The 13,378-nt window shown below is 42.1% G+C and carries 11 protein-coding genes and 1 tRNA gene; 6 read left to right on the forward strand and 6 right to left on the reverse strand.

Annotated features, from left to right (window positions below):
* The first annotated feature begins 35 nt into the window (after positions 1–35).
* The 3 genes from JMX13_RS00355 (at position 36) to JMX13_RS00365 (ending at position 2,293) form a co-directional block, all read left to right on the forward strand.
* On the forward strand, positions 36–344 hold the full coding sequence (locus tag JMX13_RS00355) for an FtsB family cell division protein (RefSeq protein WP_201608851.1): 309 nt from the start codon (positions 36–38) through the stop codon (positions 342–344).
* A gap of 116 nt (positions 345–460) precedes the next feature.
* Positions 461–1,252 (forward strand): 2-C-methyl-D-erythritol 4-phosphate cytidylyltransferase, encoded by a 792-nt coding sequence (ispD, locus tag JMX13_RS00360; RefSeq protein WP_227686152.1) that lies wholly within the window; start codon positions 461–463, stop codon positions 1,250–1,252.
* Positions 1,253–1,678: 426 nt separating this feature from the next.
* Positions 1,679–2,293 carry a BLUF domain-containing protein gene (locus tag JMX13_RS00365; protein WP_227686173.1) on the forward strand — a complete coding sequence of 205 codons (615 nt, stop codon included), beginning with the start codon at positions 1,679–1,681 and terminating at the stop codon, positions 2,291–2,293.
* 243 nt (positions 2,294–2,536) lie between these two features.
* Here the strand turns inward: JMX13_RS00365 and JMX13_RS00370 are convergent.
* From JMX13_RS00370 to pyrC, 3 genes are all read right to left on the reverse strand, one after another.
* Positions 2,537–2,612: transfer RNA gene (locus JMX13_RS00370), tRNA-Glu, on the reverse strand.
* A 461-nt stretch (positions 2,613–3,073) separates the two neighbouring features.
* The gene (gene rnt / locus JMX13_RS00375) at positions 3,074–3,733 is read right to left on the reverse strand and encodes a ribonuclease T (protein ID WP_413786297.1); all 660 of its coding nucleotides are present in this window, start codon (positions 3,731–3,733) and stop codon (positions 3,074–3,076) included.
* 289 nt (positions 3,734–4,022) lie between these two features.
* Positions 4,023–5,093 (reverse strand): dihydroorotase, encoded by a 1,071-nt coding sequence (gene pyrC, locus JMX13_RS00380; RefSeq protein ID WP_201609238.1) that lies wholly within the window; start codon positions 5,091–5,093, stop codon positions 4,023–4,025.
* Positions 5,094–5,491: 398 nt separating this feature from the next.
* On the opposite strand from pyrC, the gene JMX13_RS00385 reads away from it, so the two are divergent.
* Complete coding sequence (locus JMX13_RS00385) at positions 5,492–6,730, forward strand: argininosuccinate synthase (RefSeq protein ID WP_201608854.1); 1,239 nt, start codon at positions 5,492–5,494, stop codon at positions 6,728–6,730.
* 155 nt (positions 6,731–6,885) lie between these two features.
* Here the strand turns inward: JMX13_RS00385 and JMX13_RS00390 are convergent, their stop codons facing one another.
* Positions 6,886–8,178, reverse strand: coding sequence for a hypothetical protein (locus JMX13_RS00390; protein WP_201608855.1), 1,293 nt, complete (start codon positions 8,176–8,178; stop codon positions 6,886–6,888).
* A 146-nt stretch (positions 8,179–8,324) separates the two neighbouring features.
* On the opposite strand from JMX13_RS00390, the gene JMX13_RS00395 reads away from it, so the two are divergent.
* Both JMX13_RS00395 and JMX13_RS00400 read left to right on the forward strand, forming a co-directional pair.
* On the forward strand, positions 8,325–8,864 hold the full coding sequence (locus JMX13_RS00395; protein WP_201608856.1) for a L,D-transpeptidase: 540 nt from the start codon (positions 8,325–8,327) through the stop codon (positions 8,862–8,864).
* A gap of 212 nt (positions 8,865–9,076) precedes the next feature.
* Entirely contained in the window at positions 9,077–9,691 is a 615-nt protein-coding gene (locus JMX13_RS00400; RefSeq protein WP_413786293.1) for a nitroreductase family protein, read from the forward strand.
* A 217-nt stretch (positions 9,692–9,908) separates the two neighbouring features.
* On the opposite strand, the gene JMX13_RS00405 is transcribed toward JMX13_RS00400, so the two are convergent.
* Both JMX13_RS00405 and JMX13_RS00410 read right to left on the reverse strand, forming a co-directional pair.
* Positions 9,909–11,525, reverse strand: a complete 1,617-nt coding sequence (locus JMX13_RS00405; RefSeq protein ID WP_201608858.1) for a CYTH and CHAD domain-containing protein — start codon at positions 11,523–11,525, stop codon at positions 9,909–9,911.
* Positions 11,526–11,790: 265 nt separating this feature from the next.
* Positions 11,791–13,377 carry an isocitrate lyase gene (locus JMX13_RS00410; protein ID WP_201608859.1) on the reverse strand — a complete coding sequence of 529 codons (1,587 nt, stop codon included), beginning with the start codon at positions 13,375–13,377 and terminating at the stop codon, positions 11,791–11,793.
* Position 13,378 lies beyond the last annotated feature (1 nt).

Here is a 13,378-nt window from a genome sequence, read left to right on the forward strand (position 1 = left end):
TTCATTGTCCTTTCATCATTTGGCGTTAACAATTTATGAAATACTTTAGCCAATTTATCCTACTTGCGTTAGCCGTTGCGGTGTTGTTAGGACTACAATACCAGTATTGGCTGGGTGAAAATGGTCAGTTTGAGCATAATAAATTGCTGACACAGATTGATGAGCAGCAACGTTTAAATGACAATCAAGTGGCAGCAAACAACTTGCTACGCACTGACGTTCATGACCTAAAGACCGGTCTTGAAGCGGTAGAAGAACACGCGCGTTTAGACTTAGGCTTGATTAAGCCAAATGAGACCTTTGTACAAGTATCAACGGCGCCTACGACGCATAGCCGTTATTGATTTTAACTACTTCAAGATAAACGGTCATCTATAGTTTGTTTTGCTTATATTTAAATTACTATTCTTTTTAAGATTCCTTTCTATTCAATCCAGTCATATCATCATGGAATCCGCCCATGAGTACTAGTCAAAACCACCCTATGAATACCACCCCTAATATACATGCCATGATTGTCGCTGCGGGTCGTGGTAGTCGTTTTGGTGCCTCTATTGCCAAGCAATATACCCTGCTACAAGGACAGACCTTGTTACAGCATAGCGTCGCGCGGCTTGCTTGTAGCGCGTATATTAACAAGTGCTTACTCGTTATAGCAGCGGATGATAATACAGCACAAGCGCTTAAATTTGCACTACCTATAGAATATGCTATTGGCGGCGCTGAGCGTTGGCAATCGGTACAAGCCGGGGTAGAAGCCATTCGTCAGTCAGGGGCTGAGGATTCGGACTTGGTACTCATTCATGATGCGGCGCGTCCAGCGGTGCCTCAACAAGATATTGATAAAGTGATTGAAGCGGCGATGCTAGAGCCTTATGGCGCTATTCTTGCCACACCAGTGGCGGATACTCTTAAACAGTCTTATGCACACTCTACCACTCAATCTAACCCTGTAAACGAGCCTGCTATAATTAACTCTACTGTTAACAGTAGCTCATATTCTTATGCTAGACGTACTATTGACCGCAGTAATATGTGGCAGGCACAAACCCCGCAAGTATTTCGCCTCGATCAGTTGCAGCGAGTATTAACCTATGTTGCTGAGAACCAGCTAGAAATTACCGATGAGGCAAGTGCGTTTGAGTATTTAGAAATGCCGATTCGCTTAGTGTCTGGCAGCCGCCAAAATATCAAACTGACTTATCCTGATGACGCTATTTTGCTCACAGCGATTCTTAGCGCCCAATCCTAACTCTCCTAGGCATTTTACAGTACTCATCATTTTTATTATTGTTTTCCTTTCTAACTATTTTTTATAAACCTTTTTGTCCTTGATATTGAAATTGAGGGCTTATAGCTTAATGCGCCTTTTTTTCTTTATGTCTCTAAAACTTTTAAAGGGCTTATTCTAGGAAGACATATTCATGTCATATTCTGCATATAAATAATTCTAAAGCATAGCTTAGTATAGAGGCTTAAGATAAACATATATTGCTTTGATGACGAAATTAGCCTATGATGTAACCAACTTAATACAATTAATATAAACATTTATAAATCAATAATATAACAAGCCAATTTGTTACCTTTGAATGCCTTGTTGCTCTATTTTTTCTAAAGTTAGTATGGTTGTCTTAGCTACATTTACCTGATAATAGGGAGAAGCTGATTGTCAACAGTGAATGATTCGACAAATCCAGTAACGCCAGATCTCTGCCAGTTTGTATATCTGAGCCACATTACATCGACTGGTCTTGCAAGTGCGAGTACGCTTAACGACATCGCAGAAGTCGCCATTAAGCATAATAAAGCCGATAATATTACGGGTATCCTTTGCTACGGCAATGGCTACTTTTTGCAATGTGTGGAAGGCTCGGAACAAGCATTAACCAATCTAAAAAACCGCTTATTGGTAGATGATCGACATAAAGATTTAAAAATATTGGATTTTTCAGCCATCGCTGAGCGCCGTTTTGCTGGCTGGTCACTACGTTCAATTACTCTTGAGCGTTGGATGATGAATGAGCCTAAGCTTAAAACTTTTATGCCGTTTAAGCCCAATATGTGGGACACCAATGAATGGCAGCAGTTTTTAGATATTCTGCAAGGTTATTATGAAGACCAAGAAAGAAGCGGTGAGCTTGATACCCAACCTATAAAATATAATACCCTAGGGGTAACCTTGGGCAAAGTAGTCGGACAGCACCAAGCTTTTTTCCTGATACAGACTGTGCTAGGCGGCTTGATTGTATTGGCGCTACTCTGGTTGATGCTAGCAGATAAAATTTGGTAAGCTATTTTAAATAGTTAGCCCGTATATATTTAAAAGGCCAGCATAAATTGCTGGCTTTTTGCTGTCATAAAACCACTCTAGAATACTTTATTTTGATGCGTAAGAGCTTTTATATAAAATTCTAAAAAATAAACAGGCATAAAAAAAGCCCGCTCACAAAAATGTGAATGGGCTTTTTGATGGTACGCTTATTAGTCTTATCGATGCTTTATAGCAAACTTGCTAATAAGTGACGCCAAATAGTGGCGTCCCCAGGGGGATTCGAACCCCCGTTACCGCCGTGAAAGGGCGGTGTCCTAGGCCTCTAGACGATGGGGACTAGTAACAACGCTTCAACTGCTTTCACCATTTATGTTGAAGTGGTGCGTATTCTAATAGCGTCCGTGTCTACTGTCAAGCCTTTTTCTACGTCTTTTCAAAATTAAATATCTTTTTTTGAGGGCGCGACGTGGATGTAGGTCATTACGCTTTAAATGATACCGAATCCATAACGACGTACAAGTACTAATAGTTAATGCCAGCAGCATATAGCCGATTATGGTTGCCCATAACTTAAACTGTGGTTCCATAATAAAGTCCCTTTTATTAAGCTTTAAGCGCCTATAAAAGGTGCTTAAAGCACAGTAAGCAACTCAAACCATCTATAGATTTAACCCATTATTTTTATAGCGCGTTTATAAAAGGTTAAATTATACTTTTAAATCGAACGGTTAAAGTTAGTAAACCTTACAAGTACCACTATTATTCATGATGAACAATACATAATCTGTAATAAAGAATTTATTGATTATTTTCAATAGCTACTTCGGTAGACTCAGATTCGCTATGCATCGCATTAGCCAGCATAGGGTAGCTGTTCAGGATATGACAAAACAGCTCAGCGGTCTTTTGGGTATCATAGAGCGCTGAATGCGCATCATTGCCATCAAAATCGAGTCCAGCGGCCTTACAAGCCCGTGCTAGTACCGTTTGCCCAAATGCCAAGGCCGACAGTGTTACGGTATCAAAGACTGAAAAGTTATGAAACGGATTGTGGCTTTTGCTATTGGTGCGCAGTACTGCCGCATTTAAAAATGCTAAGTCAAAATGCGCATTGTGTCCAATCAAAACACATTGGCGGCAGTCTTCAGCGCGGCGTACTTCTTTTAAGCCTTTAAAAATACGACGTAGCGCCGTTTTTTCATCTTCGGCAATGGCTTTACGTAATGGATTATTTGGATCAATGCCGGTAAAGGCAAGCGCGCTTGGCTCGAGATTCGCCCCTTCAAAAGGTTCGATATGAGCGTTCAGTGCCTCACCCGGATAAAACACGCCCTGCTCATTTAATAGCACAGGAATACAGGCAATCTCTAGTAAGGCGTCAGTTTGCGCATTAAAGCCCGCTGTTTCGACATCGACGACCACAGGCAGGAACTTACGAAAACGTTCTTTTAAGGTCATCGGTGCTTGTACGTCTGTGTTGCTATCGGTCGTATTTGGGACTTTGCTAGGATTGTTTGTGTTGTCTTCAGGTAGGGCGGTATCGTTTTGAATGGTCATATCAAGTTAAATCGCTTTTATCAGTCGTGCTGTGGCATTGAATTGAGGTAAAAATTAAGTTAAAAATCGCTAAAAAATAAATATCCTATGATAGGAGTATTGCCTTTGCTAAGCGTATGGCTTTTTTAGCATAAGAGCATTGCTTATCATAGGATACAATAGAAGCGTAGATGACTTTACGTCGTCTCTATTAGTCTTTGATAGACCAAGGCAACATCTCACCAGCCATCAATGGCGTTAACGACGAGCCATCAAAGTAAGGATAGTCGGTTGGTACTTGCATCGGCGTATTTATCAAAGTAATGGTGCTCTCGTGTACCGGTAAGCCATAAAATTGAGCGCCAAAGCGGCTGGCAAACCCTTCTAATTTGTCTATTTTACCGACACTATCAAAAGCGGTGGCGTATAGCGGTAGCGCATTGGCAGCGCTATAACAACCGGCACAGCCACAAGCAGATTCTTTCGCATCCGTTGCATGAGGTGCAGAATCCGTGCCTAAAAAGAATTTCGGATTGCCACTGGTGGCAACATCTAACAATACTTTTTGATGACTTTCACGCTTTAAAATAGGCAAGCAATAAAAATGCGGCTTAATCCCACCGACCAATAAATGATTGCGGTTAAACATCAAATGCTGCGGCGTAATCGTAGCAGCGACTTGGTTGCCTTGTTCTAAGACAAAGTCAGCGGCATCACTGGTGGTGATATGCTCTAGTACAATCTTCATAGTCGGAAATTTGACGATGATTTGCGCCAACACTTCATCTAAAAAGCGCTTTTCACGGTCGAAAATATCGACATGGTCGTGAGTCACTTCACCATGGAGTAATAAGGGCAGATTATATTTTTCTAAGGCTTCAAAGATATCGACACGGGCATTGATATCGGTGACGCCATCAGCAGAGTTGGTCGTTGCACCCGCAGGGTAAAGCTTGGCCGCTTGGACGATACCTGATTTTGCCGCCATTTCGATATCATTGGCTGTTGTGTTATCGGTGAGATACAGAGTCATGCGTGGGTCAAAAGCCGCTTTACGCGCAGCACTTAAATCACTTGCTTCTAGCTGCTGTATGATACGCGCACGGTAAGCATGAGCATCATCGATATTTTTAACTGGTGGCACAAGGTTTGGCATACAGATAACGCGGTTAAAGCTTTGGGCGGCATGAGCAACGGTGGTTGCTAACGCTTTATCATCGCGCAAATGAATATGCCAATCATCTGGCTGCAGGATGGTTAATTCTCTAATCGAATCGGTCATGGTGTCATCGCGCTCTATATTGTCATATACGGGAGTGAAGGGGCAGTCTTGCTGTGCTGCTATCATAACAGATTTGCCTACTTGACTAAATATGCGGCGAAATATCTGTACATAAATGATAAGCGATTTTTTGCCCGATTAACTTTTGCTAGAGTTTTTAGAATGTGGTTAGAAATGATGGTTGATTAGGTTGTCTGATATTTTAAATAAGCCTATTTCTAGAATTAACCTCAAATATAAAGGAAAACCTAGTGGCTGATAGCCGTGCCACTTTTGCCGCTAGTAAATATGATGTACACTGAGTAGGCAATCTGTCTTTTATTGATTTCATCCCATCATTCGCATTTTACGTCCCATTAAATGTATTCGATAATAAATTCTTATATTAGGAGTTCTTCATGGCTCAGCTTGATCCAAAAACTATTAATAAAATCGTCTTGGCATATTCGGGTGGTCTTGACACCTCAATTATCGCCAGATGGCTACAAGAAACCTATGATGCAGAAGTGATTACTTTCACCGCTGACATCGGTCAAGGTGAAGAAGTTGAGCCGGCGCGTGCCAAAGCTGAAGCGATGGGCATCAAACATATCCATATCGAAGACTTACGTGAAGAATTTGCCCGTGATTATGTATTCCCAATGTTCCGTGCCAATGCCATCTATGAAGGCGAATATTTACTAGGCACGTCTATCGCGCGTCCACTAATTGCTAAACGTCTGGTTGAAATTGCTAAAGAACATAACGCTGATGCCATCAGTCATGGCGCAACCGGTAAAGGTAATGACCAAGTACGTTTTGAGCTTGGTGCCGTTGCCTTATCTCCTGACGTGGTCACCATTGCACCTTGGCGTGAGTGGGATTTATCAAGCCGTGAAAGCTTGATGGACTATGCTAAAGAACATAATATTGCCATCGACTATGCCGGCAATAAGAAAAAATCTCCGTATTCAATGGACGCCAACTTACTGCATATTTCTTATGAAGGCGGCATCTTAGAAGATCCATACGCCGAAGCAGAAGACGATATGTGGCGCTGGTCAGTCAGCCCTGAAGAAGCACCTGATAAAGCGCAATATCTAGAACTAGAGTATGAAAAAGGCGACATCGTTGCTATTGATGGTGAAAAGCTAAAGCCTTTCGAGATTATGATTAAATTGAATGAAATTGGTGGCAAGCATGGTATTGGTCGTTTAGATATCGTTGAAAACCGTTATGTTGGTATGAAGTCACGCGGCTGCTACGAGACCCCAGCTGGTACTATTATGTTGAAAGCACACCGCGGTATCGAATCATTAACGCTTGACCGTGAAGCGGCGCATTTAAAAGATGAGCTGATGCCCCGTTACGCTAAAATTATCTATAACGGCTATTGGTTTAGCCCTGAGCGTATGATGTTGCAAGCATTGATTGACAAATCACAAGAATATGTCAATGGTACGGTACGCTTAAAATTATACAAAGGTTCTGTAAGCGTCGTCGGTCGTAAGTCAGATGATTCATTGTTTGATGAAAAAATTGCGACTTTTGAAGACGATGCTGGCGCCTATGATCAAAAAGACGCAGAAGGCTTCATTCGCTTAAATGGTCTACGTTTGGCGATTGAAGCCAGCCGTGGTCGTGATTTATCAAAGTAAGCAGGTTTTGCTAAACTGGGCTAGATAAAGCATAAATAAAAATATATAAATAGAAAAGGCGCTATTAAGATAGCGCCTTTTGTTATGGATTTTTTGAAGATTTATTCGACTATTTCTTGATGTTTAAGAGATTATGTACTAAGTGCTGTCACTTATTATTGAGCTGCTTTTGCGTCTTTAGCATCAGCTTCATCATCGTCCATCATAACAATGGCCACATCTTGCTGTTGACGCTCTTTTATCAGGTCTTGTTCTACAACCTCTTCTGTCGCCAGTAACATACCGTCAGATTTCTGGCTTTGATATTTGAGAGCGGCTAGCCCACCGAGAACCCCGATAACAATAATAATCAGGATAATGGGATTTTTCCAGAGAGGTATAGGTGCGTCGTATTCAATGGGTTTTTCACTGGTGGTAGTCGGCGTATTGTCGTTATTGCTACCGATTAGACCTAAGCTGACCAAAGGGGGTTTTGGTGCGCTGGCAGGTTCGGAGGTAATGCGTAGGCGGTTACGCTGCAAGTATATTTCTGAAATTTTAGCCAGTTGCAGCAGCCAGCGTCGGTGCGGCAAGCTGATGGCGCTCATTTCTGCAAACGTGAGCAAGTCGTTATGTTTACCTTGTTGGGCATTCGTAGAGGAGCGCCCGATGACTTTTAAATAATTACCGGTCGCTAGCTGCATGTCTTGCACAGGCTGTTGATTTTCAGGCTTGAATGTTGTCAACTCATGCCAGTAAGGATTGAAAGCTGGCGGGTTATCAGCGAGTTGCTCTATACTCAATAACGAACGTTCTGTGTTAGGACTGTTTTCGGATTCGGCTGCTGCTTTTGTTTTTACTGCCAAGTCTGAATTGACCTCTGCTGCAATCAGACCGTTATCTTCATTAACCTCATTCAATTTAACAGAGACAGACGCTGGCTCATTGATGGCAAAGCGAGTAGCTGATAAAAACTGTGGCTGTAGAGAAAACCATTTATCTATCTCGTCGTTATCAAGTTGGCTATATTCGGCTAAAATGGCCAGCTCACGTAAGACAATCACGCATAAAGAGGTGAGGAGTATCTGCACTTGCTGCGTCGTCGCGTCAATCTGCTCAGCAATGTAATCACTGGCTTTAACCACACGGGCATTATCATGAAATATCGCATCCGCGGCTTCATGACGATGATATAACGTCGCATTAATGGTGGAAAAATTCATTGAGTTATATTGGCGTAGCTCTTTGACAGCGCCGCGACCAAACAGCTTTTTGTTCACGGCTTGCCCATCATTGTGCTGCTGATAAGCAAGCAAGGCACTGACAATGGCCTGCAAACTTGCATCCATCGCCAGTCGCGCTTGTGGTAATGAAAGCTTGGCCGCATCTGCCAATAATGACACCATCGGCTTAGTATCTTGATAGAGAAAATCATACATCGACACACGTGTCGGTGAAATAGTCGTCATAATCTGCTAGCATCAAAAAATGTGTCCCTATATTACGGTGCCAAAGGCCTTGATACAATCCCTTAATAATAGAAAAATTCAATCAACTTACTCATCACGCGGTCAACAATGACATCCATTAGATGAATGACCGCCGGAATCTATTTATGACAAATAATGAAAAATTTACCGAAGAATTTAACGAAAGTTCTAATGTGCAATTGGTTGTTAATATTGCTCAGCAAACGCTCACGCTCTACCAACACAATAAAGAAGTGACTCAATATACGGTTTCTACGGCTAAAAACGGGATAGGCAGTCAGCAAGATAGCGGCTGCACGCCACTTGGCAAACATTTTATCGCCGAAAAAATCGGCGCAGGTGAACCCATGAATGCGGTGTTTGTAGGACGCACACCCACTGGCGAGGTATATGATGCAGAGCTTGGTAAGCGACACCCTGAGCGCGATTGGATATTGAGCCGCATTCTTTGGCTAAGTGGTCTCGAAGAAGGTTGTAATAAAGGCAGTAATAGCCAAGGTGGCTGTGATACCTATCAGCGTTATATTTATATTCATGGTACGCCAGACACTGAGCCGATGGGCGTGCCCCTCTCGCATGGCTGTATACGTATGCGCAATGAAGATATTGTTGAGCTATTTGAGCACGTGCAAGAGGGCACATCGGTGACGATTACCGCTAATTAACTACTATCCAGTAACGATTGCGGATGAAATTTTTTTCTAAAAGGCTTAAGTAAAACAGAATTACTTCATAGCGTGATTGATAAAATAAACTTTATAGACCCTAGATGTTATTTAGTATATTGATATAATAGCTTCCTTGTTCATAATTAACGTGTCATGCCAAGCATGGCTCGTTTAATCTACATTCTATTATAATTACAAGGATAATGATGATGTCTAAAGAAAGCCTAGTAACTTTACAACAAGCCTTTGATGAGCGCCGTTCAATATATGCATTGGGCAATGAGCTACCAATAGCGCCACAAGCGATTGTAAATATGGCAGAGAGGGTTTTATTACATACTCCTTCTTCTTTTAATTCACAATCTTCGCGCTTGGTCGTATTGTTTGGTGCCGAGCATCAGAAGCTGTGGGATATCGCTGAAGAAAAGCTGCGTGTAGCCGTTGGTGATGGCGATTTTTCTGGCAGTAAGCAAAAGCTAGACGGCTTCCGTGCTTCTGCAGGCACTGTGCTGTTTTATGAAGATAAAAACGTGACTGAGTCACTGCAAGAGCAGTTTGCGTTATATGCAGATAGATTCCCAGTTTGGGCACAGCAAACCTCGGCCATGCATCAATATGCGATGTGGACAGAACTACGTACCTTGAACGTTGGCGCCAACCTACAGCACTATAATCCGCTTGTTGATGAAGATGTGGCTAAGGCTTTTTCTATCCCAGATAGCTGGGAATTGGTGGCGCAAATGCCGTTTGGTAATATTGTTGAGCCTGCTGGCAAGAAAACTTATCAGCCAGTCAATGAGCGTATGAAAGTATTAGGCTTATAAAAGAGCTAAGCTCATACAAGAACTGGGCGTAGCAAATGCGTGCTAATTTTTGATGTATGATTGACTGAGTCGAGTCGTTAAGTTTTCAACATGGCTTAGTTTATTCATCCAAGCGAAAAAAGCTCTTTAAAAAAAGTACCTTAAAAAAAGACAGCCCATATAAAGTGAGCTGTCTTTTCTATGAAAGAATTTTATCATTCTGATATGAATATTTTTACTAAAATATTGAGCTGTCTGTCACCTTAGCCAAGTATTTTTCGGTATGCTTATAGTCTATCGCAAGCATTGCCACAAACCAGCCATCGCCATATAAGGCATTGATATCAGTCTCTGATTTCAACTGATAGCGCTGTTGATATGTTAGATGATTGCGATATTGATTCAAGGCCGTTTGCGCTTTGACCACACGTTTTAGCCAGCGTTTGGTTTTCTTTTTTAACTTTTTCTTATCTAATAATGGCGCAGCAAATTCACTGATATAAAGTAAAGCTGTTAAATGTTGATGCAGCTCATCCATTGCTTGCTCTGAATTATGGTCATTTATATCAGTATTTTTCAAATCGTCATTTTTTAAATCATTATTTTCTATCATGATGCTATCAAAGTCAGCACCCTTTTTACTCTGTAACATTTGCGCTGTTTTGCCAAGCTTCGCATACTGTTTAGATAGCGTTTTTGCCAGCTTATCAATGACGGGTTTATCAGCTTGCGGTTCAAGGCTTGGGTCACTCATGGTAAAAGCAATCAGCTCAAGTAAGGTAAGCTGAAAACCATTGGCGCTGACGGCATCCTTTGGGGTCATCTTTAGCGCATCAATGTCTGTTGTCCAATTGACGATAGGCGCGCCTTGCTGTTGTAAGTCAGGCTCTATGTGTAAGGCGAGATAGGTAAGCTCTCGGTACTCACTCAGTAACGCCGCTGTTTGTTTTAATATTGGTAACCAGTCTGGATTGATCTCGTCAGAATAGCTGGAAAATACTTGTAGAGCAGCTTGCAAGCGGGCAGTGCCGATATACAGTTGCAGGATATGGTCATCGTCGTCGCTGCCAGCGACGATAGCACTGCTATTTGGTAGTATTTGCAACAGACAGTTATGCACTACTGCCCGTATAAATGCAGGCATGCTGCTGTTTTTGTTGACAGTCATTTGGTTGAGGTCAGCGCTAACCGCTGGGCTATGATTTTGCTCAGTGATTAGCAGACCACCGCGCTCAGCTTTGGTCACCGTAGATAGGCAAAGTTTATAGCGTTTACACCAAGTTTTGGCAGTGGCAAATAAAAAGTCTATATCGCCTGATATTAGCTCAAACTCAATCTCTTGAATAGCGTCGCGCTGGCTATCATCATTACCGTGGATAATTTCTCCATAATCGTATGCCATCTCAATATGGTTATTCGATTCATCGTCACTATCATCTACCAGCAATCGGGTGGTGCGCTCTACATCGGTCACATATAGCCGTACAAGTTTTTTGGCCAGTTTTTTTAGTTTAAATTCTGCGAGAGCAGGGGCGACAGAGGTATTTTTATAAATACTTAAATCTGGCATGAGCGTATTAGTATCGAGCATTGCCTGTACCTGTTCATTATCCAGTAGCGCATTGTGTTCTAAACGTGCCGCTATACCGTCGCCGCCTGCTTTGATGGTCTGTACCCACGCATCACCTTCCTTACGAATACGTAAGCCAATACCCGCCTGTGCAAGCTTCTGATCAGGAGTATCATAATAATGGGCAGCCAGTTGCGTCAACTCAGATGATTTAATTTGTGCTTGGCGTAGCAAGCCTTTTAATCGTGATTCTGGTACCAAAAACTTTAGCTCTATCTCTTGCATGATGGCTCCCGATTATTTTAGTAAATATAATTGATTACCATCGTATGAAAGCTACCGGTGAATAACAAGTAAAACTTTTGTTTTGGTTGGCTCAAGTTGTAGGAGCATTGATTAAATGAATGGCAGTTAATTAAACGATTGCTTAAGTAGCACTGTTATTGCAGTAGATAGATTTACGTATAGCACATAAAAAAGCCGCCCTACAATATAGGACGGCTTTTCTTAAAACTTTTACTTATAAAATGTACTTATAGGTGGTCGGTAATTAGAACTGGTTCATCGTGTTTTTGCCGCCGCCAGCTTTAAGGGCGTTTTCACCAGAGAAGATTTCTTTGTGATCATCGCCAAGGTCAGAACCTGCCATTGCTTGGTGTTTAACACAAGCGATGCCTTCACGGATTTCTTTACGTTGTACGCCAGCTGCATAAGCAAGCATACCATCTTCACCGAAGTAACCTTTAGCAAGTTCATGAACGCTAAGAGCAGTAGTGTGATAAGTAGGTAGCGTGATTAAGTGATGGAATACACCTGCTTCACGTGATGCATCACGTTGGAAGTTTCTAGCCGCTTCGTCAGCTGCGGTATCAAGTTCAGTACCATCGTAATCAGCACTCATCAAGTCATCTTTATTGTAGGCAGACAAGTCTTTGCCTTCTTCTTCCCACTGAGCGATGATTTGCTTACGGAAGTTAAGCGTCCAGTTAAATGATGGGCTGTTGTTGTATACAAGCTTGGCTTTAGGCTGTTGCTCTTTAATACGATCAACCATCATTTTGATGTGTTCTACGTCTGGCGTTGGTGTTTCGATCCATAGTAGATCAGCGCCGTTTTCTAGAGCAGTGACACAGTCAAGGACAACGCGGTCGATGTTCGTTTCTTCACGGAACTGGTATAGACCGTTTGGCAAGCGAACTGGACGTACTAGTTTGCCGTTGTGCTTAAGTAAGCTGTCGTTTTCTTTCGCGTTTTCTAAAGTCACTTCTTCCATTTCGATGAAGTCGATGTATTTAGAAGCAAGATCGCCTGGCTCATTTGATACTGGGATTTTTTGCGTTAGTGATGCGCCTTCAGAGTCAGTACGAGCAACGATAATACCGTCTTCAACACCTAGCTCTAGGAATGCATAACGAATAGCATTTAGTTTAGAGATGAAGTCTTCATGCGGAACCGTTACTTTACCCGCTTGGTGACCACATTGTTTAGCGTCAGATACTTGGTTTTCAACCTGAATAGCACAAGCACCCGCTTCGATCATTTGCTTAGTTAGCAAGTAAGTCGCTTCTTCGTTACCGAAACCGGCATCGATGTCAGCAATGATTGGCACAACATGCGAATCAAAGTTTTCGATTTTTTCTACGATAGCTGAAGTGTCTTGACCGGCTTCTTCTGCAGCGTTTAGCTCACGGAAGTAATCGTTTAGTACTTTAGCATCAGCTTGACGTAAGAAAGTGTAGATTTCTTCGATTAGCTTAGGTACAGACGTTTTTTCATGCATAGATTGGTCAGGAAGAGGACCAAACTCAGAACGTAGAGCTGCAACCATCCAACCTGATAGGTAGATGTAAGTTTTAGACGTTGTACCAAAGTATTTTTTCTTAGCGTACATGGTTTGTTGGGCAACAAAACCATGCCATGCACCTAAAGACTGCGTGTACTGAGACGTATCATTGTCATAGTCTTCCATATCTTGACGCATGATTTTTGCAGTATATTTGGCGATATCCAAACCGGTTTTAAAACGGTTTTGTGACATCATACGTGCCGCATCAGTCTCGCTAATGTTCTGCCAGTTACCGTGCTTTTGCTTTAATTCACGTACTAAATCGATCGCTGATTTATATGCAGTTGACATC

Source organism: Psychrobacter immobilis (assembly GCF_904846285.1).
GTDB classification, from domain to species: Bacteria; Pseudomonadota; Gammaproteobacteria; order Pseudomonadales; family Moraxellaceae; genus Psychrobacter; species Psychrobacter immobilis_D.